Source organism: Stutzerimonas stutzeri, assembly GCF_019090095.1.
GTDB classification, from domain to species: domain Bacteria; phylum Pseudomonadota; class Gammaproteobacteria; order Pseudomonadales; family Pseudomonadaceae; genus Stutzerimonas; species Stutzerimonas stutzeri_AN.
Genome location: NZ_JAGQFP010000001.1, coordinates 2,089,953 through 2,116,087, shown reverse-complemented (window position 1 = coordinate 2,116,087; position 26,135 = coordinate 2,089,953). Strand labels below are relative to the sequence as shown.

Sequence of the window (26,135 nt, the reverse complement as noted above, 5' to 3'; positions counted from 1 at the left end):
GGTATCAAATGGAGAGGCTGGGAATGCGCTGCGGTTGCGGCAAACCGATTTCCTGGTCACTGAGGTAGCAGCCGGGGTCTTCGCCCCAGAGGTTGCCCTCGGCCCAGGCGCGGGTACGGGTGTTGCCGTTGCAGATCGACAGCCAGCGACACTCGGCGCAGCGCCCGCCAACGGCGCGCGGATGCTGGCGCAGCTCAGTGAGCAGAGGCTCGGGCTGGTCCAGCCACAGTTCGCGGAAGGATTGCCGCCGCACGTTGCCGACGGTGTGCTGCCACCAATAAGTGTCCGGGTGCACGTCGCCGATGTTGTCGATATTGGCGATGCCGCTGCCCGACGCATTGCCGCCCCAGGCGCGCAGCATCCGCTCCAGGCGGTCGCGATGTTCCGGCAACCGGGCCTCGACCCACTGCAGCAGGAGCACCGCGTCGGCATCGTTGTTGCCGCTGACGAAATCGGTCTCGCGGCCGTTCTGGACGTCGTCCCAGGCCTGCTCGAACAGCTGGTACATGGCGTCGCGGGTCATCTGGTGATGGGCGTCGGCCTTGCGGCTGCGTTTGCCGCGGCCGCTGTAGTTGAGGTGCGAGAGGTAGAACTTCTGCACGTCGTGTTCGCGCATCAACGCCAGCAGTGCCGGCAGTTGTGGGTAGTTGTTCTGCGTCAGGGTGGTGCGCAAGCCGACGCGGATGCCGTGCTGGCGGCAGAGGTCAATGGCGTGCATGGACGCGGCGAAGCTGCCCTTGAGCTGGCGCCAGTCGTCGTGCACCGCTTCCAGACCGTCGATGCTGATGCCGACGTAGTCGTACTTCGCGGCGGCGATCTGCTCGATGTTCTGCTCGTCGATCAGCGTGCCGTTGGTCGACAGGGCAACGAAGAAGCCGCGCAGGCGCGCGTATTCCGACAGCTCGAAGATGTCGTCGCGCAGCAACGGCTCGCCACCGGAGAGGATCAGCACGCGAACGCCCGCGGCATGCAGGTCGTCGATGACCTTGAGGGCTTCGGCGGTGTCCAGTTCGTCGCGAAATTCACTGTCGGCCGAGGTCGCATAGCAGTGCTTGCAGGTCAGGTTGCAGCGCCGCAGCAGGTTCCAGATCACCACGGGCGGCCGCGCTGTACCGGTGCTGCGTGCGCCCAGCACCGGCATGGCGGGCCGGGCAAGGGCGCGCAGGTAATGGCTGATTCTCAACATGTGCTTTCTCCTGCCGCATCACGCTGGTTGTGCGGTTTGTTAGGCGCAGCATCCCCGAGCGGCACGGGCCGATCCTTGACTGGAAACAATAAAAGCCTTGGTCCCGGTAAGGGCATGCGCCGTTGAACGGCCATGAGCCGGGTCTTTTTCACAAACCGAACGCGTGCCCACTCGCCGTGGTGGACGCTGAAAATACGCCCCGCTACTGTGTCGAGCGTCCCGTTTGGATGGGATGTGGACGACCACCTGGCTGGGTTCCCGGCTGCAACGCCAAGGCATTCAAGGACGCGCTGATGAGCACTCTCGAATTCGTTGCGCTTTACCTTCTCAACAGCGCGTTCTGGAAATGGATCATCAGTTGGGGCGGGGCCCAGTGGCTCGAGGGCTGGAAGAGCATGGTCGTTCTGGACTGGTTCGCCTGGGCCTGGAACGCCGAGCAGATCCGCCTGTATGCGCTGCTGATGTGGGGCTTCTCCACGCTCTGCTTCGTGGTCGGGCTGTTCAAGCCCGAGTGGCGCTTCTGATGGTCTGGCGCGTGGCCGGAGGCGCTAGCGAGCGCTGCCCACCCGCAGGCCGGTCTTCTTGAGGATACGGCTGCTGACCAGCATTTCGTCGGCGCGGCAGGCACTGCCGAGCAGAGCGCGGATCTGGGCACGGTAGTCGTCGATCTCTTCGGCGCTGCGGCCATGCACCATGGCGAAGAGGTTGTAGTGCCAGCCATCCTGGCGCGGCCGGCGATAGCAATGGCTGACGAAGGCCTGTGCGCCGACCAGCGGGCCGAGACGGGCGATCTCGGCGTCTTCCACGTCCCAGACGGTCATGCCATTGTGCCGATAGCCCAGGCGGTAGTGATTGGGCACGGCGGCGATGCGGCGGATGGCGCCCTCGGCCTGCAACTGCTGCAGCAACGCGAGGGTGGCCTCGACACTGATCTCCAGGCGCTCGGCCAGCCAGCCCCAGGGGTCCTCCACCAGCGGCAGCCCGCCTTCGGTGAGCGCCACCAGGCGCCGGGCCAGCGCGGCCTGTTCGGCCGGGTCAAACCGCGAAGTGCAGGCCGACATGGTAGGTCTCCTCCTTGGGCAGGTTGAGCACCGGCAGGCCGGTCTCGGCTTCGATGCGGGCGATGGTGTCGGCGATGCCCTGCGGGGTGGCGCAACCGAGTACGAACCACATGTTCCAGGCGTGTTCGCGGCGGTAGTTGTGCGCCACTTCAGGCATCGCGGCCAACTGCTCGGCGACCTGATCGAAGCGCGCTTCGGGCACCGACAGGGCGGCCAGGGTAAAGGCGCCGCCGAGACGCTCGATGTCGAACATGGGGCCGAAACGGGTCAGGGTGCCGTCATCGAGCAGCGCCTGGACGCGTTCGCGCAGCTGGGCGGCGTCGGCGTCCAGCTCCTCGGCGAGGGCCTGCCAGGGGTGACGGACCAGCGGCAGGCCGTGCTGCAGGCGATTGATCAGGCGCCGGTCGAGTTCATCCATGGGCGGCCACCGGGCTTGCGGGCGGCGCGTAACGGCCGCCGCATTGCTTGAAGGCGCGGGTGCTGAACAGCAGCTGGTGCGGCACGTCGCTCAGGCCCTGCTCGGCGAGCAGCTCGGCGATCAGCCGGCAGACTTGCTCGCGCTCGCGGCCGTGGACCATGCAGAACAGGTTGTAGGGCCAGTCCGGCAGGCGTCGCGGCCGTTGATAGCAGAGGTTGATGCCGGCGGCCTGGCCGAGGCGCTGGCCGACCGCGTCGACGATCTCGTCCGGGATGTCCATCACCAGCATGGCGTTGGCGCGAAAGCCCAGGGCGCGGTGCTTGATGACCAGCCCCATGCGGCGAAACAGCCCGCTGTCGCTCCAGCGACGGACCTGCTCGAGTACCGCCTCTTCGCTGGCACCGATGCGCTCGGCCAGCAGCTGGTAGGGGCGGGCGGCGAGTGGCAGGCCGGCTTCGAGCAGACGGCGCAGCTGCAGGGCTTGCAGCTCGTCGAGCAGGGCGGTCATGGCGCGTCTCCAATAGGGAAGCCAAGGTCGATGCGGTAGGCCGCCTGCATTGGCAGATCGAGCGGCGTGAGTCCGGTGTCCGCCTCGATCTGCGCCAGCAGCGCCTCGACGTGGGCCCGGTCCGGGCCGGTCACCACGAACCAGAGGTTGTAGCGGTGCTCGCGCAGGTAGTTGTGGTTGACCTCGGGATAGCTGTTGATCAGCGCCGCGACCGACTCCAGGCGCAGCTCGGGCACGGCCAGGGCGACCAGGGTGCTGGCGCCGGCGCGGCTGTGCTCGAACACCGGGCCGACGCGCGACAGGCCGCCGCCGTGCTCCAGGCGTTCGAGGCACGCCAGCACCTCGGCTTCGCTGCACTCCAGCGCCTCGGCCATGGCGCGGTAGGGCTCTGCGCACAGCGGCATGCCGTGCTGGAAGCGGTCGATCAGGCGGCGGCTGAGGGCGTCGATCTGCATGTCACAACCCCGTCTCATGGGCGCGGCTGGTGAAGAAGATGCCGCTCGGGCTGTCGGCCGGCAGGCGCTTGAGCAGCTTCAAGGTGTAGGGGTCCCAGACCTGGATCTCGTTGCCGTCGCGCACCGACAGCCAGAGCTGCTCGCCGCGCGGGGTGAACTCCATGTGCAGCACGGCCGGGCCGGGTTCGAGGGTCTTGATGATTTCGTGGGTTTCGCTGTCGATGACCTGCACCTTGCCATTGTCCGGGTGGGCGAAATTGACCCAGATCTGCCGGGTATCCGGACGCGCCATGACGAACACCGGCTGGCCGGCCACCTCGATGGCGTCGGTCTGCTTCCAGTTCTGCGAATCCATCACCAGTACGCGATGCTGGCCGACCGCGGGCACGAAGGTCTGGTTACCGGCTACCGTCCAGCCTTCGAGGTGCGGCATCTTGTAGACCGGCAGTTTTTCCTGGCCACGGCCGTAGCCGTTGATGATCCGCTCGACGCCACGGGCGGTGTGCCAGAGGTCGACCTTGGCCATGCCGTCCTCGCCGAACAGGCCGGCGATGTAGTAGCGCCCTTCGGGCGTCAGCAGGCCGTCGTAGGGTTGCTTGCCGACGTTCTCGAAGCGGGTCACCGTCGGGGTGTTGCCCTGGCTGAAGTCCAGCAGCCAGGTCTCGTTGGTATCGAACAGGCTGTAGATGAAGCGGCGGCCCGGCGCGTCGATGACGCCAACCACACGCGAATTGCGGCTGCCATCGGCGAGTGGGGTGGCCGGTATGTCGGCCACCAGTTCGAGCGTCTGGGCATCGAAGACTTTCACGCCACCGGGCTCGTAGTTGCCCACGGCGATCAGCTTGCCGTCCTGGCTGATGGCGCCGCCGATGCTGTTGCCGCCCTGGATGATGCGCTTGTCGATGCGCTGGCGCAGCAGATCGACCTTGGTCAGTCCGCCGTCGCGGCCGAAGACATAGGCGAAGCGCTCGTCGCGGGAAAACACCACCGAGGCGTGGGACAGGTCACCCAGCCCTCCGATTCGGGCCAGTCGCGTCTGGTTAGTGGTTTCGACGATCTGCAGGCTGCCGGTGGCGCGCTCCACCACCACGCCGAGATCGCCAGTGGCACGCAACGGCTGTCCGGCACAGGCACTGAGCAGCAGGCTGGCCGCGGCCAGCAACAGGGAGGGACGCATCATGGCGTGGGTTTTCCTTCGATCAGTCGGTCGACCAGCCAGGCGATTTCCTGCTCGCTGAGCAGGGCGTTCCAGGCGGGCATTGCAGTGTCGGGCCTGCCGTAGGTCACGGTGGCGATCAGGGTGTCGCGGGGTTTGCCGGCGAGGGCGCCCGGGGTGATTGCGGGGCCAAGGCCGCCGGTCAGGCGCATGCCGTGACAGGAGCCGCAGTCCTGCAACAGCAGGCGTTCGAGCTGACCCTGGCGCTCGGCCGTTAGGTCGGCAGCCAGGGTCGTGGAAAAGGGAAGGAGGGACACCAGGGTGAGCCCCAGACCGATAACTGCGTGGCGGGACCGAAACATGATGTCCTCCTGGGCGTTACTTGAGGCTCAGAACCCACTCGGCGAGGGTTTTGGCTTCTTCTTCGGTGACAGGGTTTGGCGGCATCGGGATCTGGCCCCAGGCGCCGACGGTGCCGTTCTTGATGTGACCGGCGAGCAGGTCGGCAGCGCCTTCCTGACCGGCGTACTTGGCCGCGACTTCCTTGAGTGCTGGGCCAACCAGTTTGGAGTCGACGCTGTGGCAGGCAGCGCAAGGCTTGCTCTTGAACAGCGCTTCACCGTCCTGCGCCATGGCAGGCTGGAGCATCATCGCGCCGCCCAGGGCGAGCAGTGGGATCAGTACTTTCTTCATCAGTTACTTCCTCAAGGCTAGATGGGGGAGTCTGCGCTCCCCCGACGGGGCACTCAGTACACGTCGTGCTGAGTGTTGTAGACGTTAAATTTACCGGTTGGGGTGATCAACCTTTTGTCCTTAATCACCTTTTTCAGCTTTAGCGTCTTATCATCGACAACCACGATGGCCGAAGGCTCCTCTTGGCCGCTCCAGACGGAGAACCAGACTTCGTCGCCGGCTTTGTTGTACTCCGGCTGCACGACGCGTTTGGCACCGCCGGTCAGGCCGGACCACTCACCGATCGGCAGCACAGTGTAGCCCGCCCCCAGATCATTGATGTTGAACACCGCGGCCGACTGGCTGACCTTGGCGTCGGGGTTGAACGTGGTGTCCAGGTAGATGTGGTTGGATTTCGGGTGGGTCTTGATGAACAGCGAGCCGCCGCCCTGGCCCTTGAGGGTTTCGACCACCTTCCATGCCTGGTCGGGGTGCTTGTCCGGGTCGGTGCCGATCAGCGAGATGGTCTCGTCACCCAGGTGGCTGGTGGCCCAGACCGGACCGAATTTCGGGTGCACGAAGTTGGCGCCGCGGCCCGGGTGCGGGGTCTTGCCGACGTCGACCTGGGCGGCGAGTTTGCGCTCCTTGGAGTCGATTACCGCGACCTTGTTGGAGTTGTTCGCCGCCGTCATGAAGTAGCGATGACTGACGTCCCAGCCACCGTCATGCAGGAAGGGCGCGGTGCCGATCGTGGTGGTGGTCAGGTTGTCGATGTCCTGGTAGTTGACCAGCATGACCTTGCCGGTTTCCTTGACGTTGACGATGAACTCGGGATGCTCGTGCGAGGCGATGATCGCCGCCACGCGAGGTTCCGGGTGGTATTCCTGGGTGGCCGCGGTCATGCCACGGGTGGAGACAATCTGCAGCGGCTCCAGGGTTTCGCCGTCCATGATGGTGAACTGTGGCGGCCAGTAGTCGCCGGCAATCACGTACTTGTCTTCGTAGCCCTTGTATTTCGAGGTTTCCACCGAGCGGGCTTCGACGCCCACCTTGATCTCGGCGACCTTGGTCGGCTCCTTGGCCCAGAGGTCGATCATGTCGATCTTGGCGTCGCGGCCGATCACGAACAGGTAGCGGCCGGAAGCCGACATGCGCGAGATGTGCACCGCGTAGCCGGTCTCGATGGTCTTGACGATGTCCTTGGTCTTGCCGTCGATCAGGGCGATCTTGCCGTCGTCACGCAGGGTGACGGAGAACAGGTTGGGCAGATCGAGGCTGTTCATCTGCTTCTTCGGCCGGTCCTCCGGCTTGACCAGTACCTTCCAGGAATCCTTCATCTGGCCCATGCCCCACTCCGGCGGAGTCGGCGGGGTGTGCTGGATGAACTTGGCCATCAAGGTGATTTCATCCTTGGTCAGCGCGTTGGACGTGCCCCAGTTAGGCATGCCGGCCGGTGAGCCATAGGTGATCAAGGCTTCCAGATAGGCCTGGCCGCGCTCCTGGGTGATGTCCGGAGTCAGCGGCTTGCCGGTCGCGCCCTTGCGCAACACGCCGTGACAGCCAGCGCAACGCTGAAAGTAGATTTCCTTGGCCTTCTCGAATTCGGCGGTGCTCAGGTCTGGCGCGCCGGGCGTGTGAAGGACCTGGGCGCTGGCCGGGTCGATGACGCTGGCCTCGCCTTTGAGCGCCGCGTCGGCGTTTTCCGCATTGACCGCTGCCTGGGCGACTGCCAGACCGAGCAGTGAAAAGCCGGCGAGAACGCCTGCCAGTAAGTGTTTGCTCATACCTTTCTCCTCTGACCGCTTCGTGCGGTTCCTGCTAGTGACGGCGATGTGGCAGTTCCCGGGTCTTGCTGTGTGCGGTTGCATCCTATGGCGGGCCTTTGGCGAACGCGCTTGATGGCAATCAAGAGACCCGTAGTGATGCCCGGGGCGTGACGCCGTGTCGCGGGGCGGTGGTGGCGCGGGAGGAAAAGGGAGCGCAAAGCCGGGCGAACAGGGCTGTCCGGCGGCTTGCGAGCACCGTTTTTGGGTTGGGCTTGATCGTAATCAAGCTTCGCCGGAGGACGCCTTGAGGGCGCAGAACCTGACGGTTAGTTTGGCGGCAGATGCTTAACCAACTGCCGCCGTGAGGTATTGCCAATGAACGCGCCCGAGAATTTTGCCGACCTGCCTGGCGCTCCGTTTTATCAGTCGCTGGGCAATGAAGAGGCGCTCTTCGAACAGGCCTGGCGCCACGGCATGCCGGTACTGATCAAGGGGCCGACCGGCTGCGGCAAGACCCGTTTCGTGCAGCACATGGCCCATCGGCTGAACCTGCCGCTGTACACGGTGGCCTGCCACGATGACCTGTCCGCCGCCGACCTGGTCGGCCGTCACCTGATCGGTGCGCAGGGCACCTGGTGGCAGGACGGTCCGCTGACCCGCGCCGTGCGCGAAGGCGGCATCTGCTACCTCGATGAGGTGGTGGAGGCGCGTCAGGACACCGCGGTCGTCCTGCACCCGTTGGCCGATGATCGCCGCGAGCTGTTCATTGAACGTACCGGCGAGGCGCTCAAGGCGCCGCCGGGCTTCATGCTGGTGGTGAGCTACAACCCCGGTTACCAGAACCTGCTCAAGGGCATGAAGCCCAGTACGCGCCAACGTTTCGTCGCCATGCGCTTCGACTACCCGGCCGCCGCTGAGGAGGAGCGCATCGTCGCCAACGAGGCGCAGGTCGACGCCGCCCTGGCGCATCAGGTGGTCAAGCTCGGGCAGGCCCTGCGCCGCCTCGAGCAGCATGATCTGGAAGAGGTCGCCTCGACCCGTCTGCTGATCTTCACCGCGCGGATGATCCGTTCCGGCATGAGCCCGCGCGAAGCCTGCCTGGCCTGCCTGGCCGAGCCGCTGTCGGACGACGCGCAAACCGTTGCGGCGCTGATGGATGTGGTCGATGTCCATTTCGCCTGAAGCGAGCGCAACGCCCCGGCGGTTGCCCGGCGACCTGGCCATGTGGTTCTTCATCCTGGCCGAGCTGACCGTCTTCGCCATCCTGATTCTGGCGTTTGCCGTGGCGCAGTGGCTCAACCCGGCGCTTTTCCATGAGAGTCGGGCGGCGCTGGACAGCTCCATCGGGCTGGCGTTGACCCTGAGCCTGCTGACCTCCGGCCTGTTCGCCGCCCTGGCGGTCGAGCAGGTGCGCATGGCGCAGTCGCGCCGTGCGGCGGTGCTGCTGCTCACCGCGCTGATCAGTGCCTGCGTCTACGTGGTGCTCAAGCTCAACGAGTACAGCCACCTGGGGGCGCTGGGGCTTGGGCTCGAGCACAATACCTTCTTCACCCTGTACTGGATTCTCACCGGCTTTCATTTCCTGCACGTGCTGCTGGGCATGGTCATCCTGGCCTGGATGGCCGAGCGCTGTCGTCGCCGCGCCTACAGCCCGGGTGACAGCGCCGGGCTGGAGTCGGGCGTGCTCTATTGGCACATGGTGGACATGGTCTGGGTACTGCTGTTCCCGCTGGTCTACATCATCAATTGAGGAGCCCTGGATGTCCGCGTCGATCGTGCTGATTCTCTGCTGGCTCGGGCTCGCGGTCCTGACCACCATCACCGTGCTCCTGGGCAGCTCCGGCTCGACCCTGCTGCTCGCCGCCGGGGTGCTGGCGGTTGCGCTGGTCAAGGCCTGGCTGATATCCGACGGCTTCATGGAGCTGCGCCACGCACCCACGATGTGGCGCTTGCTGCTGCTCTGCTGGCCGCTGGTGATGGCGGGCGGGATTCTGTTGGCGATGATGGCCCGCTAGCGAGCGCCGCTCGCCAGCTGGTCAAAAGCCTCGCGGTCAAGACCACTCCCACGGTGTGCACAGCCTTGTGGGAGCGGTCTCGACCGCGAGCTTTCCAGTATCTGCATATATCCCAAGCCGCCCCAGTACCAGCCGGTGCCGCCGTGGTGCATTTGAATCAAAAGCCTTCGCGGTCAAGACCGCTCCCACGTATGCACGGGCCTGGGGGAGTGCATTGCCTGCTGAGGACGGCTTGATCGTGGGCGCTTGGGTGCCTCTGCTAAACCCGACCTTCGCGTTCAGGTTTTTCTTGATTGCTATCAAGCAGGTTTGGATAGCTGCCTTCTTAAACTGGCCACGCCAACGCCATGAGGAGGCGACCATGTCCGAGACCTTTACCAAAGGGATGGCCAGAAATATCTACTTCGGAGGAAGCGTGTTCTTCTTCCTCGTATTTCTCGGTCTCACCTATCACACCGAACAGACTTTCCCAGATCGATCCAACGAAACGGCGCTGACCGAATCGGTGGTGCGCGGCAAGGCGGTCTGGGAAAACAACAACTGCATCGGCTGCCACAGCCTGCTGGGTGAAGGTGCCTACTTCGCGCCGGAGCTGGGCAACGTGTTCGTCCGTCGTGGCGAGGATGCGGCCTTCAAGCCCTTCCTGCATGCCTGGATGAAAGCACAGCCCCTGGGCGTTCCAGGTCGCCGTTCGATGCCGCAGTTCAATCTGAGCGAACAGCAGGTTGACGATCTGGCCGAATTCCTCAAGTGGACCTCGAAGATCGACACCAACAACTGGCCGCCAAACAAGGAAGGTTGATCGTTCAACAACCTTGTTTTCGTAATCTTAGGAGGGTCACGAGATGGGCATTCTCAATCCGCATCTCAAGTTTCAATCGCAGGCCGTCGCCAAACCGTACTTCGTGTTTGCGCTGATGCTCTTTGTCGGCCAGATCCTGTTCGGCCTGATCATGGGCCTGCAATATGTCGTCGGGGATTTCCTGTTCCCCATCCTGCCGTTCAACGTGGCGCGCATGGTGCACACCAACCTGCTGATCGTCTGGTTGCTGTTCGGCTTCATGGGCGCGGCCTACTACCTCATTCCCGAGGAAGCGGACCGTGAACTGCACAGCCCGAAACTGGCGATCATCCTGTTCTGGGTCTTCGCCGCCGCGGGCGTGCTGACCATCCTCGGCTACCTGTTCGTGCCCTACGCCGGCTTGGCCGCGATGACCGGCAACGACCTGCTGCCGACCATGGGCCGCGAGTTCCTCGAACAGCCAACCATCACCAAGATGGGTATTGTGGTGGTCGCTCTGGGCTTCCTCTACAACATCGGCATGACCATGCTCAAAGGCCGCAAGACTGCGATCAGCATGGTCATGATGACCGGCCTGGTCGGCCTGGCGGTGTTCTTCCTGTTCTCCTTCTACAACCCGGAAAACCTGGCGCGCGACAAGTACTACTGGTGGTTCGTGGTGCATCTGTGGGTCGAAGGCGTGTGGGAACTGATCATGGGTTCGATGCTGGCCTTCGTCCTGATCAAGATCACCGGTGTCGACCGCGAAGTGATCGAGAAGTGGCTCTACGTGATCATCGCCATGGCCCTGATCACCGGCATCATCGGTACCGGTCACCACTTCTTCTGGATCGGTGCGCCTGAGGTCTGGTTGTGGCTGGGTTCGATCTTCTCTGCCATGGAACCGCTGCCGTTCTTCGCCATGGTGCTGTTCTCGCTGAACATGGTGAACCGTCGCCGTCGCCAGCATCCGAACAAGGCCGCGTCGCTCTGGGCCATCGGCACTACCGTGACAGCTTTCCTCGGCGCAGGTGTATGGGGCTTCCTGCACACCCTGGCACCGGTCAACTACTACACCCATGGCTCGCAACTGACGGCTGCCCACGGTCACCTGGCCTTCTACGGTGCCTACGCGATGATCATCATGACCATGATCAGCTACGCCATGCCGCGTCTGCGTGGCCTGGGTGAAGCGCCGGATGCACGGGCACAGCGCGTCGAGATCTGGGGCTTCTGGCTGATGACCATCTCCATGGTGATGATCACCCTGTTCCTCACCGCCGCTGGCGTGGTGCAGGTCTGGCTGCAGCGGATCCCTGCCGACGGGGCGGCGATGTCCTTCATGAATACCGCCGACCAGCTGCGCGTGTTCTTCTGGCTGCGGCTGATCGCCGGGGTGTTCTTCCTGATCGGTCTGGTCTGCTACCTGACCAGCTTCAGGCAGCGTGGCCGGGTCACCGCCGACGCACCTGCTGCTGTCGCTGCGGCTTGAGTTCCATCGCAACATGAGCAACGGCCCGGCTGACATGAGCGGGCCGTTGCCGTTTTCACACGGCGTAACGGAGTAATCGAAATGGCCTTTACCGTCGAAGTCGAAGAGTGGGTCGGCAGTGTCTGGCACCGCTTCATTACCCGCCGCGCCAGCCCCGATTTTCCCGAGGCCAGCGTCGAGCTGCAGAGTATGCAGCGCAGCCTGTCGGTGCTGTTTCGCGCCATGGGCGGGGCCAGCGGCGTCGGGGTGGAGGCCGCCAGCGCACGGGACCTGATGCTGCGGCGCAACCTGCTGCAACAGGTCGCTGGCACCTGCAAGCAACTGCCGGTCGCCTGGTGCGACGGCAACAACCTGCGCCTGCCGCAGCACCTCGCGGTCTACCCCGAGGTCACGCTCAACCAGGACTTGTATCGCTGGCTCGCGCTGCTCGCCGCGCAAGCGGGCGACATGCGCCACTGGGCGCGCGACAACCAGCGCTGGACCCAGGCCATCCTCCAGCGTTTCCCGGCGATGCGGCCACGCTACGAACGCCTGGTCGAGGCCCATCTGCAACTGCGCCCCGATCCGGCCAGCCTGCCGCGCGCCGAGGGCGAACTGGAGCGTGCCTTGTGCCAGGCCCTGCGCGAACCGGGCAGCGTCACGCAGTTCCCGCGTAGCGAAGTGGCGCCCTGGCCGCTGCCGATGTGGCTGTATCCAGCGGAAAACCTCGGCGTCCCCCAGGCCACCGAACTCACCGAAGAGGACCCGGACAACCATCTGCAGGCACCGCCGGCCGAGCAGAAAGGCCTGCGCAAGCGTGCCAAGCGGGTCGAGGACAGCACCAGCAAGGGCGGCCTCATGCTGTTCCGCCTGGAAAACCTGTTCAGTTGGTCCGAGCATGTCGAGCTCGATCGCCAGGGCGATGACAGCGAGAACGAGGACGCTTCGCGCGTCGCCGAGGACCTCGACGAAATCGCCATGTCGCGTCAGCGCATGCAGAAGGGTGGTGGCCTCAAGCTGCACCTCGACCTGCCGCCCTCGGACGTCGACGACATCCCGTTGGGCGAGGGCCTCAAACTGCCGGAGTGGGACTACCGCAAGCAACGCATGCAGGACAACTTCGTCAGCCTGCAGATGATGTTGCCGCGTGGCTCCGAACCCATGGGCCTGCCGACGCGGCTCGGTCCGCTGGCGCGCAAGCTGCGCCGGCAGTTCGAACACCTGCGCAACGACCGGCAATGGTTGCGCGGGCAGCCCCAGGGCTCGGAGCTGGACATGCAGGCCTGGCTGGATTTTCACGTCGAGCGCCAGCACGGCCAATGCGCCGAGCGTGGCCTGTTCATGGAGCAGCGGCAGAATCGCCGCGACCTGGCCTGCCTGCTGCTGGCCGACCTGTCGATGTCCACCGACGCGCACCTGGACGACGAGCACAAGGTGATCGATGTGATCACCGACAGCCTGCTGCTGTTCGGCGAAGCGCTGTCGGCGGTGGGCGACGATTTCGCGCTGTACGGGTTTTCCTCGCTGCGCCGGCATCAGGTGCGCATGCAGGAGCTCAAGTCGTTCAAGCAACGCTATGGCGATGACACCCGCGGGCGCATCCAGGCGCTCAAGCCCGGCTACTACACCCGTATGGGCGCGGCCATCCGCCAGGCGACCGAGCTGCTCGGCAACTGCAAGCAACGGCGCAAGCTGCTGTTGCTGGTTACCGACGGCAAACCCAACGATCTGGATGTCTACGAAGGGCGCTACGGCGTCGAGGACACCCGTCAGGCGGTCATGGAAGCGCGCAAGCAGGGCCTGCTGCCGTTCTGCATCACCATCGACCAGGAAGCCGGTGACTACCTGCCCTACATGTTCGGCGCCAACGGCTTCACCTTGATCAAGGACCCGCAACAGCTGCCGTTCCGCCTGCCACAGCTGTACAAGCAACTGACCCAGCGGTAAGCGCCAGGATGGAAAACGGGCGAGGCTTCGGCTTCGTCCGTTTCGTTGTTGGGTAGCTGTGGATTGTTACGTGGCGCCGCTCGGTGGATGGCCACCCCGTGGACCGGTGAAACGTGATCCACCCTACGGGCCGCTTTTGTGGGAGCCCCGCCCTCGGGGCGAAGTTTTTCAGGCGGTAGGATGTAGGTCGCCTTTTACATCCAGCGGGACGCCGCTCGGTGGGCGGCCACCCCGTGGATCGGTGCAGCGTGATCCACCCTACGGGCTGCTTTTGTGGGAGCCCCGCCCTCGGGGCGAAGCCTTTCAGGCGGTAGGGTGTATGTTGCTTTTACATCCAGCGGGACGCCGCTCGGTGGGCGGCCACCCCGTGGATCGGTGCAGCGTGATCCACCCTACGGGCTGCTTTTGTGGGAGCCCCGCCCTCGGGGCGAAGCTTTTCAGGCAGTAGGGCGTATGTCGCCTTTACATCCAGCGGGACGCCGCTCGATGGATGGCCAACCGGTGGATCGGTGAAGCGTGATCCACCCTACGGGCTGCTTTTGTGGGAGCCCCGCCCTCGGGGCGAAGCTTTTCAGGCGGTAGGGCGTAAGTCGCCTTTACATCCAGCGGGACGCTGCTCGGTGGATGGCCACTCCGTGGATCGGTGTGGCGCGATCCACCCACGGTCGGACGCCCGGCGCCGTGGCCATTCAGCCTTTAAAAGAAATGGCGCGGCAACCAGACGATCATCACGGCGCAGAACACGGTCATGGCGATGCAGAACCAGAAGAATTTGCGCTGGCGTCGCTCGCATGCGGTGTCGGCATGCGCCGGCAGGGGCATGCCGCAATGGCTGCATTCGGCCTCTTGCGGCGGGTTGGGTTGCTGGCAGTACAGGCAACTGGACATGGCAGTGTTCTCCGTAGGTCACGTCCAGCTTGCCATGCCCGGTGGCTTTCCAGGCTTGACGGCAATCAACCCTGGTCAAAGCCGTGCGCGGGGCGCCATCGCCGCTGCTGGCGGCATCCCGGCCTGTCCTATCACTCGAATTGTTCCAGCCGCTGGCGATCGAGAATGGTGATCTGCCGGCCTTCCTGGGTAATGATCCCTTCGTCGATCAGGCGACGGATGATCCGCGAAAAGGTCTCCGGCTGGATCGACAGGTGGCCGGCGATCAGCTGCTTGGCCATCGGCAGTTCGAAGCTGTTGCCATCGTCTTTCAGGCGCGCCAGTTGCGTCATCAGGTAGCGCACCACGCGGTGGGTGGCGTTCTTCAGCGACAGCGTCTCGATTTCGTTGATGCGCTGGTGCAGGCGCACGCTGAGCTTGCCGAGCAGGGCGAAAGACAACTTCTGGTTCGCCTCCAGCAGGCGCATGTAGGCCGTGTTGGAGAACCGGTACACCTGCGTCGGGCAGACGGCCTGGGCCGAGGCGACGTAGTTCGGCGTGTCCATCAGCATCATCGCTTCGGCGAAGGTCTGCCGGTTGCCGATGACCTCGAATACCTTTTCCTGCCCATCCGGGGTCAGCCGATAGATCTTGATCGCACCGGAAATCACGAAATAGAACGAGTGTGCCGGCTCGCCCTGGTGAAACAGGTTGTCGCCCTTGTCGAGGTTGAGCAACTGGCTGGCACTCATCAGCTCGTCCATCTGCTCGTCGTTCAATGGCTCGAACAGGTGGTGGCTGCGAAGAATCTGGTTATGTACGCGGTGAAGCACCATGCAAGGCATCCTGTCATGTTCAAAAATATGGGCGCTCTCGGGCCGGGCGCCTCAGGGCGGGCTGGGCCCGTCACGTTACTGAGCCTAGCCCAGATAGCCCGTCGTAGTGTTGACCCAGGCCGGTTGCAGGGGCGCGCTCAGGGCGTGAGGGTACGGGTTTCTGTGCTGCCAGGCTGCAGGCTGCCAACCGTCAGGTCGAGCGCCACATTGCTGGCCAATGCCAGCATCGAGGCCATCGCCAGGCCCCACACCATTGGTTGGATGATCGCTTTCATGTATGCCTCCGGTACTACAGGGGGAGCGGGCCGCGGCGGCCCGCTAGGTGCGTGCGTGCCTCAGCGTGCCGAGGCGTTGGTGAACAGGATGTTGTTCTCCAGGTGGATGTGCTGCATCAGGTCGTCGCGCAGCTCCTCCAGCCCGCGGTACAGCGCGCGCCAGGTATTGCATGCGTTGGCCGGCGGGGTGATGTCCTGGGTCAGCTCGGCCAGTCGCGCAAGGGCGGCACCGTGCTGGTCGTGCTCGAAGCGCATCACGGCGATCGGCCCCTGGGTCTGCGGCAGCTGGATGTTGCGTTGCAGCATCGGGAAGAGGATCTGTTCTTCCTTGAGCATGTGGCTCTCCAGCTCCTGCTGCATGCTCCACAGGTGCTCGGCAAGGCCGAGCGGGCAGTCGGCCTTGTTGCCGTGCACCTGCTCGACGCGGCTGGCCAGGCGGATCAGTTCGGGGAACTGCTCACGATGGCGCTCGTGGTAGCGCTCCAGGAGAAACTCGATCAGCGCTGCGGCCGGCTCGTTGCGCCAATCCGGCTCGCTGGACGGGTCGCTGCCCAGCGCCGCGAGCTCCTCGGCGATAGCCTGTGCGTCGAGATTGCGCTGCTGCGCCGCATCGCGCAGCGGCGTGTTGCCACCGCAGCAGAAATCCAGCTTGTACTGGCGAAACACGCGGGTGGCGCCGGGAATAAGGCAGGCCAGGCTGCCCAGGGTCTGTTCGGTAAGCGCGATGCTCATGGTGGCCTTTCCGTGGGTGGGGATAGGCCAACAGTGGCAAGCTCTGTGCCATGGCTAACCCATTGATCTGCAAGGCTTTGAAATTAGCATTGGTGAAAACTACCGATCCGCTGTAGGGTTTAAAAAACCTCGAGGGTAGTAAACACCATGATGGAAGAAGCACTGCTGGCCGATCTGGTCACCGAGCTGCCCAATGCCGTTCGGCTGCAACGGCTGGTTCACACGCTGCACCAGCGCTTCAACTGTGGCGCGGTCGTGTTGCTGCGACTCGACGAAGACACGCTGCGCCCGCTGGCCGCGGTAGGGCTGGTGCAAGAAGCGCTGGGCCGGCGCTTCGTGGTGGCGCAACACCCGCGGCTGGCGGCGATCCTCTCGCAGCGTGAACCCACCTGGTTCGAACCCGACAGCCGTTTGCCGGACCCGTACGATGGCCTGCTGGACGAGCACGTCGGCGAGCCCCTGCCGGTGCACGATTGCATGGGCGTGAGCCTGTTCGTCGAGGGCAAGCTGTGGGGCGCGCTGACGCTCGATGCGCTGCATGCCGGCACCTTCGATGACGAGGCGCGGCGTGATCTGCAGCGTTATACCCTGGTGATCGAGGCGGCGATCCGTATCACCCGGCTGGAGCACGAGAACCGTGGCTTGCGCCTGGCCCGTACCGACGTGCTGGAGAGCACGCCGCTGCCGGGCGACGGCGAAATTCTCGGGCAGAGCCAGGTGATCGCCGACCTGTTGCGCGAACTGGAAGTGGTTGCCGACTCCGAGCTGCCGGTGCTGCTGCTCGGCGAAACCGGCGTCGGCAAGGAGCTCTTCGCGCGCTGGCTGCACCGGCATTCGCGGCGGCGCAACAAGCCGCTGGTGCTGGTCAACTGCGCCGCCTTGCCCGAATCGCTGGCCGAGAGCGAGCTGTTCGGCCATGTCAAAGGGGCGTTTTCCGGGGCTACCACCGATCGTCCCGGCCGCTTCGATGCAGCCAACGGCGGCACGCTGGTGCTCGATGAGGTGGGCGAGCTGCCGCTGGTGGTGCAGGCCAAGCTGCTGCGGACCCTGCAGAACGGTGAGATCCAGCGCCTGGGCGCCGACAAGCCGCGGCAGGTCGACGTACGCGTCATCGCCGCGACCAACCGTAACCTGCGCGAGAGCGTGCGCGACGGGCATTTCCGCGCCGACCTCTACCATCGCCTGTCGGTCTACCCGGCGCCGATCCCGCCGCTGCGCGAGCGCGGCAACGATGTGCTGATTCTGGCCGGCTACTTTCTCGAACTGAACCGTGCGCGCCTGGGGCTGCGCAGCATGCGGTTGTCGCCTGCGGCCGAGCGCGCCTTGCTCGGCTATGCCTGGCCGGGCAACGTGCGCGAGCTCGAACATGTGATCAGTCGCGCGGCGCTGCGGCTGCTCAGTCGCGGTGCGTCTCGCAGTGAGATTCTGACGCTGGAGCCCGACCTGCTCGACCTGGACAGCACCCGCTCCGGTGCACCGGTTCCCGCAGCCGAAGTGCCGGTTGAGCCAGTGCAAGCGCAGATCGTTCCGCTGCGCGAGACCGTCGATGATGCTCAACGCCAGGCCATCGTCCGCGCGCTGGAGGCCAGCGGCGAGAACTGGGCGCAGGCGGCGCGGCTGCTCGACGTGGATTCGAGCAATCTGCACAAGCTGGCCAGGCGGTTGAAGTTGAAGTGACGCGGTGGGCATCGCCGCGCCTGCCATCAGCCGGCGCGAATCATGTCGAAGGGGCGGTGGTCTAAGCTGCAGACATTACCCCCCTTCACCGAGGAGAGCCCCATGGCCCTGGACCACGCCCAGTTCGACGCACTGCTGACCGAGGCATTGAGCCACGCCGAGCGCGCCGCCAGCGAAAACAACCCGCAGCATTATCAGCAGGCCTTCATGGCCAGCATCAAGGCCATGCGGCTGCTGGCCGAAGAGTCCGGCGCCTGGCGGCAGATGGTCGCGCGGGCCACCGAAGAGTTCGAAGGTGACGAAGGCATCTGAGGCTTCCCGCCATAGGCGGCGGTGAAACGGCCGGCGCCGGCCGCTCGCATGCCAGGCGCCGGTCCTGATTGCCCTCGTGCCTGCCGGCACCACCTTCCGCCCGTAATACCGCCATCCGTTGGAGCGTCGGCACGCGCTACAGCGCTCCAGCTGGCATCCCTGAAGAAGCCAGGAGGGGAGTGACCGCCGCACTGGCTCGCTCCCTTGACGTTCATCAATGCCTGTTCCAGGCCTGCTACCTAGACTGCCGGCTTTCCGTCCGGTCCGGGCGGGCACCGTCGCCATTGCGCGGTGCGCACGATTTGCATGTCTAGGAGTTGCCATGCACCTGGTCTGTCCGGCAGGTAGCCTGCCCGCGCTGAAGGCCGCCGTCCAGCAGGGCGCCGATGCCATCTATGTCGGTTTTCGCGACGACACCAACGCCCGTCATTTCGCTGGTCTGAACCTGGATGAAAAGCAGCTCGACAAGGGGCTGCAACTGATCCGCGAGAAGGGCCGGCAGCTGTATATAGCAGTCAACACCTATGCCCAGCCCGACGGCTGGAACCGCTGGCAACGTGCGGTAGATCAGGCCGCCGCCTTGGGCGTGGATGCGCTGATCGCCGCCGATCCCGGGGTGCTGGGCTATGCCGCCAAGCGCCACCCGCAGCTCAATCTGCACCTGTCGGTACAGGGCTCGGCAACCAATGCCGCGGCGCTGGCGTTCTACCAGCAGCGCTACAACATCAAGCGCGCCGTGCTCCCTCGGGTGCTGTCGCTCAAGCAGGTCAAGCAGGTCGCCGCGAGCAGCCCGGTGCCGATCGAGGTGTTTGCGTTCGGCAGCCTGTGCATCATGGCCGAGGGCCGCTGCCACCTCTCGTCCTACCTCACCGGCGAGTCGCCGAACCTCTGCGGCGTGTGTTCGCCGGCCAAGGCGGTGCGCTGGAGCGAGGAGCCTGAAGGGCTGACGTCGCGCCTCAACAATGTGCTCATCGATCGCTACGCCGAGGGTGAGTCGGCGGGCTACCCGACCCTGTGCAAGGGCCGCTTCATGGTCAACGGCCAGCGCTTCCACGCGTTGGAAGAGCCGACCAGCCTGAACACCCTGGACCTGATTCCCGAACTCGCCGCCATCGGCGTGACCGCCATGAAGATCGAGGGGCGCCAGCGCAGCCCGGCCTATGTCGAGCAGGTCACCCGCGTCTGGCGTGCCGCGCTGGACAGCTACCTCAAGGCACCGCAGCGCTATGCCGTCGAACCGGGCTGGCGGCGGGTGCTGGACGGCCTGTCCGAAGGCTCGCAAACCACCCTGGGTGCCTACCACCGCGCCTGGCAATGAACGAGGAACCGCGCATGAAACTCTCTCTCGGTCCGGTGCTGTTCTTCTGGGATCGCCAGCAGACGCTGGATTTCTACGCCAACATGGCCAGCCAGCCGCTGGATGTGATCTACCTGGGCGAGACGGTGTGCTCCAAGCGCCGGGCGTTGATGCTCGACGATTGGCTGGGCCTGGCCCGCGACCTGGCCGAAGCCTCCTCGGCGCAGCTGGTGCTGTCCGGCCTGACCCTGGTCGAGGCGGCGTCCGAGCTGTCCAGCCTGCGCCGCCTGTGCGACAACGGTGAGCTGCTGGTGGAAGCCAATGACATGGGCGCGGTGCAGCTGATGTCCGAGCGCAAGTTGCCCTTCGTCGGCGGTCCGGCACTCAACCTGTACAACGGCCATGCGCTGGCCGAACTGGTGGCCAGTGGCATGAGCCGCTGGGTGCCGCCCGTGGAGGCCTCCGGTGCGCTGATCAAGCGCGCCCGGGCGCAGATGCTGGAGCTGGACGTCGCGCTACCGGAGATCGAGATCTTCGCCTACGGCCATCTGCCGCTGGCCTATTCGGCGCGCTGCTTTACCGCGCGCGCCGAGAACCGGCCCAAGGACGACTGCCAGCTGTGCTGCCAGAACTACCCCGAGGGCATCGCGCTGTTCAGCCAGGAAGGCGAGGCGCTGTTCACCATCAACGGTATCCAGACGATGTCGGGCTCGGTCAGCAACCTGCTCGCCGATTACCAGGGGCTGGTGGACAGCGGTGCGGACCTGTTGCGCTTGAGCCCCCGTGCGGCCGGCATGGAAGGGGTGATCAGCGCCTTCGACGCCGTGCGCAAGGGCGCACAGCCGCCCCTGGCGGTGGACGGTTGCAATGGTTATTGGCATGGCCAGCCGGGCATGCTGCGTGCCGAGGAGGCCGGTTTATGCTGAAGCCGCGTGCCCATCTGGTGAATCTCGGCGGACGGCTGTTGCCGCTCGCGGCCAAGACCCCATTCCTGCTCCAGCGCCTGGCGCTGGAGCGCAGCCTCAATCAGGTCTTCGCCGAGGCCTTGGACGACGGCGCCTTCGCGGTGCTCGACGGCCACTGGATGAAGCTCGAGGTCGCCGACCTCGGCCTGGCCTGGTGCCTGACCTGCGAGCGCGGCAAGCTGCGCATCGCCGCCCAGGCGCCGGTCGAGGTGAGCATCCGCGGCAACTGGCGCGAGTTCCTGCTGCTGGCCAGCCGCCAGGAAGACCCTGACACCCTGTTCTTCCGCCGCCGCCTGGTCATCGAAGGCGACACCGAGCTGGGTCTGGCAATCAAGAACCTGATCGACAGCCTCGATCCGGACACCCTGCCCAACTGGCTGTGGAAGTTGCTGCAAGGCGCGGGCGAGGAGGTCGCCGCTGCTGGACGGGTGCAAACGGCGAGGGCCTGACGCCGCGGTTACCGCTGCGGGTTGGGGGGGCGCTCCGGGGTTACGGGGCGGCCTTCTGTCGACCAGACCGGCACGCGGCGGGCCCGAGGCCAGTCGAATGTCGCACCTATGGTTTGCCCCGGTCAGCTGCCATCGACGCCGATGGCGCAACCGGTGCGCACCTGCATGCGGTCGCTGGTGATGATGCCCTTCACATCCTCGAACAGCGCGGTGAGCTCCTGCTCGCTACAGTCTTCCCGATAGCGCTTGCGAAGGCCGTAGCTGCTGAGGGTGATGTGCACGTCAGGCGTGACGCCGTGCTGCGTCAGGCAGGCTTTTACGCAGTGCAGCGGACACCCGTCTATGGCGAGCATCGGACGGCCCGAGCGGGCCTTGTTGACCAGCGGCGCAACGCCTCCGCCGACGCCGGCGATGCAGGACATTTCCGCCAGCCCGGTGCGGTCGAGGCGCACCGCGAGACTGTTGGCCAGCTGCGCCACGTTGGAGCAGCCTGAGCAGGCGTACACCAGCGGCAGGTGAGGCGTCGGCATCGTCATCTCCTCGTGCGAACGGTCGTGACAGTATCCAGGCCCCGCCGCCGGGGGCGTTTGATGATCATCAAGAACCCGGGGAGGTGGCCGTCATCACTCCTGGTAAGCGGCCAGGCCCTGGCTGTCGAGGATCTCGATACGACGCCGCTGCACGCTGATCATCCCCGACTCGATCAGCCGGTGCAGGATCCGCGAGAAGGTTTCCGGCTGAATGCCCAGCTTCGAGGCGATCAGCCGTTTGGGTACGTCGAGGGTCACCACGCCGCTGTTGCTCTCCTGCGCCTGGTAGAGGAAGCGCACCACGCGATGGCTGGCGTTGGCCAGGGTCAGGGTGTCGATTTCGTTCAGGCGCTGGTGCAGGCGAATGCTCAGAGTCGCGAGGATGTCCAGGCAGATGCTTGGATGCTGCTCGAGCATGCGCCGGTAGTGCGCGCCATGCAGGCTGGCGACCAGGCTGGCCTTGAGCGCGGTGGCGCTGACCGGGTAGTTGGGGGCGCCGGTGAACAGCAGGGCTTCGGCGAAGGATTCGCCGCCGCGGATGACCTCCACCAGCTTTTCCTGGCCGTCGCAGACCACCCGGTGCAATTTCACCTGACCACTGAACAGGAAGTAGAAGCGCTCGGCCTTGTCGCCCTGGTGGAACAGCGAGGCACCGGCGGGGAGACGCTTGAGGTTGGCCGAGGCGCAGACCTCCTGCAGCGCACCCTCGGGCAGGCGGCTGAACAGGTGGTGGCGGCGAAGCTCCGCAACAAGGGTTGTTTCGGTGAGCATGGTTCCTCCACCGGTACGCGTCCGGGATTGTTCGAGGTTGCATGCTAGAAGCGCCGATGACGATCCTTCCTTGATCCGAGACAAGATCGCGCCCCGCAGGCGCCTCATGCCGGCTTTGAAAAACAGCCGGTGGGGATTGACTCTGGTCAATTCGCTTTGGGCGGTCATCCTCTAGATTTCACATCATCTTGTGGTTTCGATTATTTGTTTATCTACATATGGTGATGGAGACGTGATGCCTGGGCTCGTGGATGTGGATCAACCCGTGTCGCTGCGCAAGCGCGACGGCCGCCTGGTGGCGTTCGAGTTGAGCAAGATCGGTGCGGCGATCGAGGCGGCAGCCCGGGCGACCGGCGAATTCGAGCCCGCCGAGGCGAGCGAACTCGCCGCCCGGGTGCTGGCGCGCTTGTCGCAGCGCGAGGTGGCGGTGGAGCAGGCGCAGGACGCGGTCGAGCGGGTCCTGATGGAGGCCGGCTATTACGACACGGCGCGCGCCTACATCGTCTACCGTGAGCGCCACGCGCGACTGCGCCGGGATCGCAAGGCGGTGATCGACGTCGCGGCCTCGATGAATGAATACCTCTCGCGGGAAGACTGGCGGGTGCGTGCCAACGCCAACCAGGGCTATTCGCTGGGTGGCTTGATCCTCAACGTGGCCGGCAAGGTCACCGCCAACTACTGGCTGGACGAGGTCTACAGCCCGGAGATAGGCACCGCGCACCGCGAGGGTGACCTGCATATCCATGACCTGGACATGCTCGCCGGCTATTGCGCCGGCTGGTCGCTGCGCTCGCTGCTCAACGAAGGCTTCAATGGCATTCCCGGGCGCGTCGAGGCGGGGCCGCCCAAGCACCTGTCCAGCGCCCTGGGGCAGATGGTCAACTTCCTCGGCACCTTGCAGAACGAGTGGGCCGGTGCCCAGGCGTTCAGCAGCTTCGATACTTATCTGGCGCCGTTCGTGCGCAAGGACGGGCTCGGCTATGACGAGGTCCGCCAGGCGATCCAGGAGTTCATCTACAACCTCAACGTGCCGTCGCGCTGGGGCACGCAGACGCCCTTCACCAACCTGACCTTCGACTGGGTCTGCCCGGAAGATCTACGCGAGCAGATTCCCTATATCGGCGGCGAGGAAATGCCGTTCGCCTACGGTGACCTGCAGGCCGAGATGGAGATGATCAACCGCGCCTATATCGAGGTGATGCAGGCGGGCGACGGGTTGGGACGCGTGTTCACCTTTCCGATCCCGACCTACAACATCACCCATGATTTCCCTTGGGACAGCGAGAACGCCGAGCGTCTGTTCGAAATGACCGCGCGCTACGGACTGCCGTACTTCCAGAACTTCCTCAATTCGGACATGCAGCCCAACCAGGTGCGCTCGATGTGCTGCCGCCTGCAACTGGACGTGCGCGAGCTGCTCAAGCGCGGTGGCGGTCTGTTCGGCTCGGCCGAGCAGACCGGCTCGCTCGGTGTGGTGACGGTCAACTGCGCGCGGCTGGGGTACCTGCATGCCGGCGACTGGGCCGGGCTGGTCGAGCACCTGGACGCACTGCTGGACATGGCCATGCAGAGCCTGGAGGTGAAGCGCAAGGTCATCCAGCACCACATGGACGCTGGGCTCTACCCCTACACCAAGCGCTACCTCGGCACCCTGCGCAATCACTTCTCCACCATCGGCGTGAATGGCCTGCACGAGATGGTGCGCAACTTCACCGAGGATGCCGAAGGGCTGCACACCGAGGCGGGGCGGCGCCTGGCGGTCGCGCTGCTGGACCACGTGCGGGCGCAGCTGGTGCGCTTCCAGGAACAAACCGGGCACCTCTACAACCTCGAGGCGACACCGGCCGAAGGCACCACGTATCGCTTCGCCAAGGAAGACCGCAAGCGCTTTCCGGACATCCTCCAGGCGGGCTCGGCCGAGGCGCCGTACTACACCAATTCCTCGCAGCTGCCGGTGGGCTTTACCGACGATCCCTTCGAGGCGCTGATGCTGCAGGACGAACTGCAGACCAAATACACCGGCGGCACCGTGCTGCACCTGTACATGGCCGAGCAGATCTCCTCGGCGCAGGCCTGCAAGAACCTGGTGCGCACGGCGCTCAGTCGTTTCCGCCTGCCTTATCTGACGGTTACGCCCACCTTTTCCATCTGCCCGGTGCACGGCTATCTGGCCGGCGAGCATGAGTTCTGCCCGAAGTGCGACGAGGCGCTGATCGCCAGGCGGAGCTGCTGCGCTGAGTCTGTAGATAACTGAAGCGAGTGGCACGCCACCAACTAATCACCCTGAAGGAGCGACACATGACCCAAGCCACTCAACTCCCCGCCGATCAACGCCAGCGCTGCGAAGTCTGGACCCGCGTGATGGGTTACCACCGCCCGGTGGCGGCATTCAATCCGGGCAAGCAGTCCGAGCACCGCGAGCGCACCCACTTCACCGAACAGGCGGCGGGGCTGGCGCGCTAGCGATGGGCGCTGCACTGCGGGTTGGGGGCCTGGTGCCCCTGACCACCCTCGACTTTCCCGATCATCTGGCCTGCGTGCTGTTCTGCCAGGGCTGTGGTTGGCGTTGCCGCTACTGTCACAACCCGGAACTGATTCCCGCGTGTGGCACGCAGGAGCGCAGCTGGGAGGACATCCTCGGTTTCCTCGACCAGCGTGTCGGCCTGCTCGAGGCCGTGGTCTTCAGCGGCGGCGAGCCGACCCTGCAACTGGCATTGCCGGAGGCCATCGCCCAGGTGCGCGCCAAGGGCTTCAAGGTCGGCCTGCACAGCGCTGGCATCAAGCCCCGGCTGTTCCGCCAGGTGCTGCCCTTGGTGGATTGGGTGGGCTTCGACGTCAAGGCATTGCCGGAACACGGCCGTCTCATCACCGGGGTCGAAGGCAGCGGTGCCGCCAACTGGAAAAGCCTCGAAGCGCTCATCGCCAGTGGCGTGGACCATGAGTGCCGCACCACCGTGCATTGGCAGCTGTTCGATGCCGAACGGCTGTGGGAGATGGCGCAGCGACTGCGCCGGCTGGGTGTCGAGCGCTTTGCCGTGCAGTGCGTACGTACGGCGAAAATGCTCGACGAATCGCTCACTGAAAGCCGTGCGCCCTATGACCAGCAAAAGCTCTGGGAACGGATGGGGCGGTTGTTTCCGTCATTCGTATTGAGGGGCTGACGCCGGGCGATGAGAAGCCGCTTTTGTCTGAGCGGCCTCTGGTGGCGAGCTGGACGCTTCGTGGCCGCGGGTCGCAAGCAGAGCTTGCTCCTACAGAAGAGCGGGTGCAGTGATGGACACCGTTGCTCTTGTAGGAGTGGCCTCTGGCCGCGACCCCGGGGCTGCGTGGTCGCGGTCGCAAGCAGAGCTTGCTCCTACAGAAGAGCGTGGTGCAGTGATGGACGCCGTTGCTCTTGTAGGAGTGGCCTCTGGCCGCGACCCGGGGCTGCGTGGTCGCGGTCGCAAGCAGAGCTTGCTCCTACAGAGAAGCGCCGTGTAGCGGTGGAACCGTTGCTCTTGTAGGAGCGGCCTCTGGCCGCGACCCCGGGGCTGCGTGGTCGCGGTCGCAAGCAGAGCTTGCTCCTACAGAAGAGCGTGGTGCAGTGATGGACGCTGTTGCTCTTGTAGGAGTGGCCTCTGGCCGCGACCCGGGGCTGCGTGGTCGCGGTCGCAAGCAGAGCTTGCTCCTACAGAGAAGCGCCGTGTAGCGGTGGAACCCGTTGCTCTTGTAGGAGTGGCCTCTGGCCGCGACCCCGGGGCCTCACGTGGCCGAGGTCGCAAGCAGAGCTTGCTCCTACAGAGAAGCGCCGTGTAGCGGTGGAACCGTTGCTCTTGTAGGAGTGGCCTCTGGCCGCGACCCGGGGCCTCACGTGGCTGCGGTCGCAAGCAGGGCTTGCTCCTACAGAGAAGCACCATATAGCGGTGGAACCCGTTGCTCTTGTAGGAGTGGCCTCTGGCCGCGACCCCGGGGGCTACGTGGCCGCGGTCGCAAGCAGAGCTTGCTCCTA

General features: G+C 65.0%; 30 protein-coding genes. 15 read left to right on the top strand and 15 right to left on the bottom strand.

Going from position 1 to position 26,135, the window contains the following annotated elements:
* Positions 1-4: 4 nt before the first annotated feature.
* Positions 5-1,186: a heme d1 biosynthesis radical SAM protein NirJ gene (gene nirJ, locus KVO92_RS09385; protein WP_217475310.1), complete on the bottom strand. Its 1,182-nt coding sequence runs from the start codon at positions 1,184-1,186 to the stop codon at positions 5-7.
* A gap of 293 nt (positions 1,187-1,479) precedes the next feature.
* On the opposite strand from nirJ, the gene KVO92_RS09380 reads away from it, so the two are divergent.
* On the top strand, positions 1,480-1,710 hold the full coding sequence (locus tag KVO92_RS09380) for a hypothetical protein (RefSeq protein ID WP_217475309.1): 231 nt from the start codon (positions 1,480-1,482) through the stop codon (positions 1,708-1,710).
* Between the two features lie 24 nt (positions 1,711-1,734).
* On the opposite strand, the gene KVO92_RS09375 is transcribed toward KVO92_RS09380, so the two are convergent.
* From KVO92_RS09375 to KVO92_RS09340, 8 genes are read right to left on the bottom strand one after another with little or no spacing between them, the layout of a single operon-like run.
* Positions 1,735-2,247 carry an Lrp/AsnC family transcriptional regulator gene (locus KVO92_RS09375; RefSeq protein WP_217475308.1) on the bottom strand — a complete coding sequence of 171 codons (513 nt, stop codon included), beginning with the start codon at positions 2,245-2,247 and terminating at the stop codon, positions 1,735-1,737.
* On the bottom strand, positions 2,222-2,665 hold the full coding sequence (locus KVO92_RS09370; RefSeq protein ID WP_217475307.1) for an Lrp/AsnC family transcriptional regulator: 444 nt from the start codon (positions 2,663-2,665) through the stop codon (positions 2,222-2,224). Before KVO92_RS09370 ends, KVO92_RS09375 begins: the two co-directional genes overlap by 26 nt.
* Positions 2,658-3,173 carry an Lrp/AsnC family transcriptional regulator gene (locus tag KVO92_RS09365; RefSeq protein WP_217475306.1) on the bottom strand — a complete coding sequence of 172 codons (516 nt, stop codon included), beginning with the start codon at positions 3,171-3,173 and terminating at the stop codon, positions 2,658-2,660. The genes KVO92_RS09370 and KVO92_RS09365 overlap by 8 nt, the downstream gene beginning before the upstream one ends.
* Positions 3,170-3,628: an Lrp/AsnC family transcriptional regulator gene (locus KVO92_RS09360; RefSeq protein ID WP_217475305.1), complete on the bottom strand. Its 459-nt coding sequence runs from the start codon at positions 3,626-3,628 to the stop codon at positions 3,170-3,172. The genes KVO92_RS09365 and KVO92_RS09360 overlap by 4 nt, the downstream gene beginning before the upstream one ends.
* Position 3,629: 1 nt before the next feature.
* Positions 3,630-4,808, bottom strand: coding sequence for a cytochrome D1 domain-containing protein (locus KVO92_RS09355; RefSeq protein ID WP_217475304.1), 1,179 nt, complete (start codon positions 4,806-4,808; stop codon positions 3,630-3,632).
* A complete protein-coding gene (locus tag KVO92_RS09350) occupies positions 4,805-5,146 on the bottom strand; it encodes a c-type cytochrome (protein WP_217475303.1) in 342 nt (113 codons plus the stop codon). Before KVO92_RS09350 ends, KVO92_RS09355 begins: the two co-directional genes overlap by 4 nt.
* 16 nt (positions 5,147-5,162) lie before the next feature.
* Positions 5,163-5,477 carry a c-type cytochrome gene (locus tag KVO92_RS09345; RefSeq protein WP_217475302.1) on the bottom strand — a complete coding sequence of 105 codons (315 nt, stop codon included), beginning with the start codon at positions 5,475-5,477 and terminating at the stop codon, positions 5,163-5,165.
* A 53-nt stretch (positions 5,478-5,530) separates the two neighbouring features.
* Complete coding sequence (locus KVO92_RS09340; protein WP_217475301.1) at positions 5,531-7,240, bottom strand: nitrite reductase; 1,710 nt, start codon at positions 7,238-7,240, stop codon at positions 5,531-5,533.
* 357 nt (positions 7,241-7,597) lie between these two features.
* Between KVO92_RS09340 and KVO92_RS09335 the strand changes: the two genes are divergently transcribed.
* The 6 genes from KVO92_RS09335 to KVO92_RS09310 all read left to right on the top strand — a co-directional run bounded on the left by KVO92_RS09335 (position 7,598) and on the right by KVO92_RS09310 (position 13,436).
* Entirely contained in the window at positions 7,598-8,404 is an 807-nt protein-coding gene (locus tag KVO92_RS09335; RefSeq protein WP_217475300.1) for a CbbQ/NirQ/NorQ/GpvN family protein, read from the top strand.
* Positions 8,388-8,972: a cytochrome c oxidase subunit 3 family protein gene (locus KVO92_RS09330; protein ID WP_217475299.1), complete on the top strand. Its 585-nt coding sequence runs from the start codon at positions 8,388-8,390 to the stop codon at positions 8,970-8,972. Before KVO92_RS09335 ends, KVO92_RS09330 begins: the two co-directional genes overlap by 17 nt.
* Before the next feature lie 10 nt (positions 8,973-8,982).
* Positions 8,983-9,237, top strand: a complete 255-nt coding sequence (locus KVO92_RS09325) for a cytochrome C oxidase subunit IV family protein (protein WP_217475298.1) — start codon at positions 8,983-8,985, stop codon at positions 9,235-9,237.
* 361 nt (positions 9,238-9,598) lie between these two features.
* Positions 9,599-10,039: a c-type cytochrome gene (locus KVO92_RS09320; protein ID WP_217475297.1), complete on the top strand. Its 441-nt coding sequence runs from the start codon at positions 9,599-9,601 to the stop codon at positions 10,037-10,039.
* Positions 10,040-10,082: 43 nt separating this feature from the next.
* The gene (locus tag KVO92_RS09315; protein WP_217475296.1) at positions 10,083-11,510 is read left to right on the top strand and encodes a cbb3-type cytochrome c oxidase subunit I; all 1,428 of its coding nucleotides are present in this window, start codon (positions 10,083-10,085) and stop codon (positions 11,508-11,510) included.
* Between the two features lie 81 nt (positions 11,511-11,591).
* Positions 11,592-13,436: a nitric oxide reductase activation protein NorD gene (locus KVO92_RS09310; RefSeq protein ID WP_217475295.1), complete on the top strand. Its 1,845-nt coding sequence runs from the start codon at positions 11,592-11,594 to the stop codon at positions 13,434-13,436.
* A gap of 696 nt (positions 13,437-14,132) precedes the next feature.
* Here KVO92_RS09310 and KVO92_RS09305 read toward each other — a convergent pair.
* The 4 genes from KVO92_RS09305 to ytfE all read right to left on the bottom strand — a co-directional run bounded on the left by KVO92_RS09305 (position 14,133) and on the right by ytfE (position 16,146).
* Positions 14,133-14,324, bottom strand: coding sequence for a DnrP protein (locus KVO92_RS09305; RefSeq protein ID WP_217475294.1), 192 nt, complete (start codon positions 14,322-14,324; stop codon positions 14,133-14,135).
* 131 nt (positions 14,325-14,455) lie between these two features.
* The gene (locus KVO92_RS09300) at positions 14,456-15,139 is read right to left on the bottom strand and encodes a Crp/Fnr family transcriptional regulator (protein ID WP_217475293.1); all 684 of its coding nucleotides are present in this window, start codon (positions 15,137-15,139) and stop codon (positions 14,456-14,458) included.
* Between the two features lie 137 nt (positions 15,140-15,276).
* On the bottom strand, positions 15,277-15,414 hold the full coding sequence (locus KVO92_RS09295) for a hypothetical protein (RefSeq protein WP_217475292.1): 138 nt from the start codon (positions 15,412-15,414) through the stop codon (positions 15,277-15,279).
* A gap of 60 nt (positions 15,415-15,474) precedes the next feature.
* Positions 15,475-16,146 carry an iron-sulfur cluster repair protein YtfE gene (gene ytfE / locus KVO92_RS09290; protein ID WP_217475291.1) on the bottom strand — a complete coding sequence of 224 codons (672 nt, stop codon included), beginning with the start codon at positions 16,144-16,146 and terminating at the stop codon, positions 15,475-15,477.
* Positions 16,147-16,293: 147 nt separating this feature from the next.
* On the opposite strand from ytfE, the gene norR reads away from it, so the two are divergent.
* The 5 genes from norR to ubiT all read left to right on the top strand — a co-directional run bounded on the left by norR (position 16,294) and on the right by ubiT (position 20,846).
* A complete protein-coding gene (norR, locus tag KVO92_RS09285) occupies positions 16,294-17,823 on the top strand; it encodes a nitric oxide reductase transcriptional regulator NorR (protein ID WP_217475290.1) in 1,530 nt (509 codons plus the stop codon).
* Positions 17,824-17,925: 102 nt separating this feature from the next.
* A complete protein-coding gene (locus KVO92_RS09280; protein WP_217475289.1) occupies positions 17,926-18,135 on the top strand; it encodes a hypothetical protein in 210 nt (69 codons plus the stop codon).
* A 322-nt stretch (positions 18,136-18,457) separates the two neighbouring features.
* Positions 18,458-19,453, top strand: a complete 996-nt coding sequence (ubiU, locus tag KVO92_RS09275; protein WP_021208810.1) for a ubiquinone anaerobic biosynthesis protein UbiU — start codon at positions 18,458-18,460, stop codon at positions 19,451-19,453.
* A gap of 14 nt (positions 19,454-19,467) precedes the next feature.
* A complete protein-coding gene (locus tag KVO92_RS09270) occupies positions 19,468-20,358 on the top strand; it encodes a U32 family peptidase (protein ID WP_217475288.1) in 891 nt (296 codons plus the stop codon).
* On the top strand, positions 20,352-20,846 hold the full coding sequence (gene ubiT, locus KVO92_RS09265) for a ubiquinone anaerobic biosynthesis accessory factor UbiT (protein WP_217475287.1): 495 nt from the start codon (positions 20,352-20,354) through the stop codon (positions 20,844-20,846). Before KVO92_RS09270 ends, ubiT begins: the two co-directional genes overlap by 7 nt.
* 122 nt (positions 20,847-20,968) lie before the next feature.
* On the opposite strand, the gene KVO92_RS09260 is transcribed toward ubiT, so the two are convergent.
* Both KVO92_RS09260 and KVO92_RS09255 read right to left on the bottom strand, forming a co-directional pair.
* Complete coding sequence (locus tag KVO92_RS09260; protein ID WP_217475286.1) at positions 20,969-21,376, bottom strand: putative zinc-binding protein; 408 nt, start codon at positions 21,374-21,376, stop codon at positions 20,969-20,971.
* Positions 21,377-21,469: 93 nt separating this feature from the next.
* The gene (locus KVO92_RS09255; protein WP_217475285.1) at positions 21,470-22,147 is read right to left on the bottom strand and encodes a Crp/Fnr family transcriptional regulator; all 678 of its coding nucleotides are present in this window, start codon (positions 22,145-22,147) and stop codon (positions 21,470-21,472) included.
* Positions 22,148-22,382: 235 nt separating this feature from the next.
* On the opposite strand from KVO92_RS09255, the gene KVO92_RS09250 reads away from it, so the two are divergent.
* The 3 genes from KVO92_RS09250 to KVO92_RS09240 are packed head-to-tail and all read left to right on the top strand — an operon-like array spanning position 22,383 to position 25,308.
* Positions 22,383-24,401 (top strand): ribonucleoside triphosphate reductase, encoded by a 2,019-nt coding sequence (locus tag KVO92_RS09250; protein WP_217475284.1) that lies wholly within the window; start codon positions 22,383-22,385, stop codon positions 24,399-24,401.
* 44 nt (positions 24,402-24,445) lie between these two features.
* On the top strand, positions 24,446-24,610 hold the full coding sequence (nrdD, locus tag KVO92_RS09245) for an anaerobic ribonucleoside-triphosphate reductase (protein ID WP_217475283.1): 165 nt from the start codon (positions 24,446-24,448) through the stop codon (positions 24,608-24,610).
* A gap of 2 nt (positions 24,611-24,612) precedes the next feature.
* Positions 24,613-25,308 (top strand): anaerobic ribonucleoside-triphosphate reductase activating protein, encoded by a 696-nt coding sequence (locus KVO92_RS09240; protein ID WP_217475282.1) that lies wholly within the window; start codon positions 24,613-24,615, stop codon positions 25,306-25,308.
* Positions 25,309-26,135 lie beyond the last annotated feature (827 nt).

Coding starts and splice junctions, on each gene's coding strand:
- nirJ (WP_217475310.1), bottom strand. CDS start 1,186: ATGTTGAGAATCAGCCATTACCTGCGCGCCCTTGCCCGGCCCGCCATG.
- KVO92_RS09380 (WP_217475309.1), top strand. CDS start 1,480: ATGAGCACTCTCGAATTCGTTGCGCTTTACCTTCTCAACAGCGCGTTC.
- KVO92_RS09375 (WP_217475308.1), bottom strand. CDS start 2,247: ATGTCGGCCTGCACTTCGCGGTTTGACCCGGCCGAACAGGCCGCGCTG.
- KVO92_RS09370 (WP_217475307.1), bottom strand. CDS start 2,665: ATGGATGAACTCGACCGGCGCCTGATCAATCGCCTGCAGCACGGCCTG.
- KVO92_RS09365 (WP_217475306.1), bottom strand. CDS start 3,173: ATGACCGCCCTGCTCGACGAGCTGCAAGCCCTGCAGCTGCGCCGTCTG.
- KVO92_RS09360 (WP_217475305.1), bottom strand. CDS start 3,628: ATGCAGATCGACGCCCTCAGCCGCCGCCTGATCGACCGCTTCCAGCAC.
- KVO92_RS09355 (WP_217475304.1), bottom strand. CDS start 4,808: ATGATGCGTCCCTCCCTGTTGCTGGCCGCGGCCAGCCTGCTGCTCAGT.
- KVO92_RS09350 (WP_217475303.1), bottom strand. CDS start 5,146: ATGTTTCGGTCCCGCCACGCAGTTATCGGTCTGGGGCTCACCCTGGTG.
- KVO92_RS09345 (WP_217475302.1), bottom strand. CDS start 5,477: ATGAAGAAAGTACTGATCCCACTGCTCGCCCTGGGCGGCGCGATGATG.
- KVO92_RS09340 (WP_217475301.1), bottom strand. CDS start 7,240: ATGAGCAAACACTTACTGGCAGGCGTTCTCGCCGGCTTTTCACTGCTC.
- KVO92_RS09335 (WP_217475300.1), top strand. CDS start 7,598: ATGAACGCGCCCGAGAATTTTGCCGACCTGCCTGGCGCTCCGTTTTAT.
- KVO92_RS09330 (WP_217475299.1), top strand. CDS start 8,388: ATGTCCATTTCGCCTGAAGCGAGCGCAACGCCCCGGCGGTTGCCCGGC.
- KVO92_RS09325 (WP_217475298.1), top strand. CDS start 8,983: ATGTCCGCGTCGATCGTGCTGATTCTCTGCTGGCTCGGGCTCGCGGTC.
- KVO92_RS09320 (WP_217475297.1), top strand. CDS start 9,599: ATGTCCGAGACCTTTACCAAAGGGATGGCCAGAAATATCTACTTCGGA.
- KVO92_RS09315 (WP_217475296.1), top strand. CDS start 10,083: ATGGGCATTCTCAATCCGCATCTCAAGTTTCAATCGCAGGCCGTCGCC.
- KVO92_RS09310 (WP_217475295.1), top strand. CDS start 11,592: ATGGCCTTTACCGTCGAAGTCGAAGAGTGGGTCGGCAGTGTCTGGCAC.
- KVO92_RS09305 (WP_217475294.1), bottom strand. CDS start 14,324: ATGTCCAGTTGCCTGTACTGCCAGCAACCCAACCCGCCGCAAGAGGCC.
- KVO92_RS09300 (WP_217475293.1), bottom strand. CDS start 15,139: ATGGTGCTTCACCGCGTACATAACCAGATTCTTCGCAGCCACCACCTG.
- KVO92_RS09295 (WP_217475292.1), bottom strand. CDS start 15,414: ATGAAAGCGATCATCCAACCAATGGTGTGGGGCCTGGCGATGGCCTCG.
- ytfE (WP_217475291.1), bottom strand. CDS start 16,146: ATGAGCATCGCGCTTACCGAACAGACCCTGGGCAGCCTGGCCTGCCTT.
- norR (WP_217475290.1), top strand. CDS start 16,294: ATGATGGAAGAAGCACTGCTGGCCGATCTGGTCACCGAGCTGCCCAAT.
- KVO92_RS09280 (WP_217475289.1), top strand. CDS start 17,926: ATGGCCCTGGACCACGCCCAGTTCGACGCACTGCTGACCGAGGCATTG.
- ubiU (WP_021208810.1), top strand. CDS start 18,458: ATGCACCTGGTCTGTCCGGCAGGTAGCCTGCCCGCGCTGAAGGCCGCC.
- KVO92_RS09270 (WP_217475288.1), top strand. CDS start 19,468: ATGAAACTCTCTCTCGGTCCGGTGCTGTTCTTCTGGGATCGCCAGCAG.
- ubiT (WP_217475287.1), top strand. CDS start 20,352: ATGCTGAAGCCGCGTGCCCATCTGGTGAATCTCGGCGGACGGCTGTTG.
- KVO92_RS09260 (WP_217475286.1), bottom strand. CDS start 21,376: ATGCCGACGCCTCACCTGCCGCTGGTGTACGCCTGCTCAGGCTGCTCC.
- KVO92_RS09255 (WP_217475285.1), bottom strand. CDS start 22,147: ATGCTCACCGAAACAACCCTTGTTGCGGAGCTTCGCCGCCACCACCTG.
- KVO92_RS09250 (WP_217475284.1), top strand. CDS start 22,383: ATGCCTGGGCTCGTGGATGTGGATCAACCCGTGTCGCTGCGCAAGCGC.
- nrdD (WP_217475283.1), top strand. CDS start 24,446: ATGACCCAAGCCACTCAACTCCCCGCCGATCAACGCCAGCGCTGCGAA.
- KVO92_RS09240 (WP_217475282.1), top strand. CDS start 24,613: ATGGGCGCTGCACTGCGGGTTGGGGGCCTGGTGCCCCTGACCACCCTC.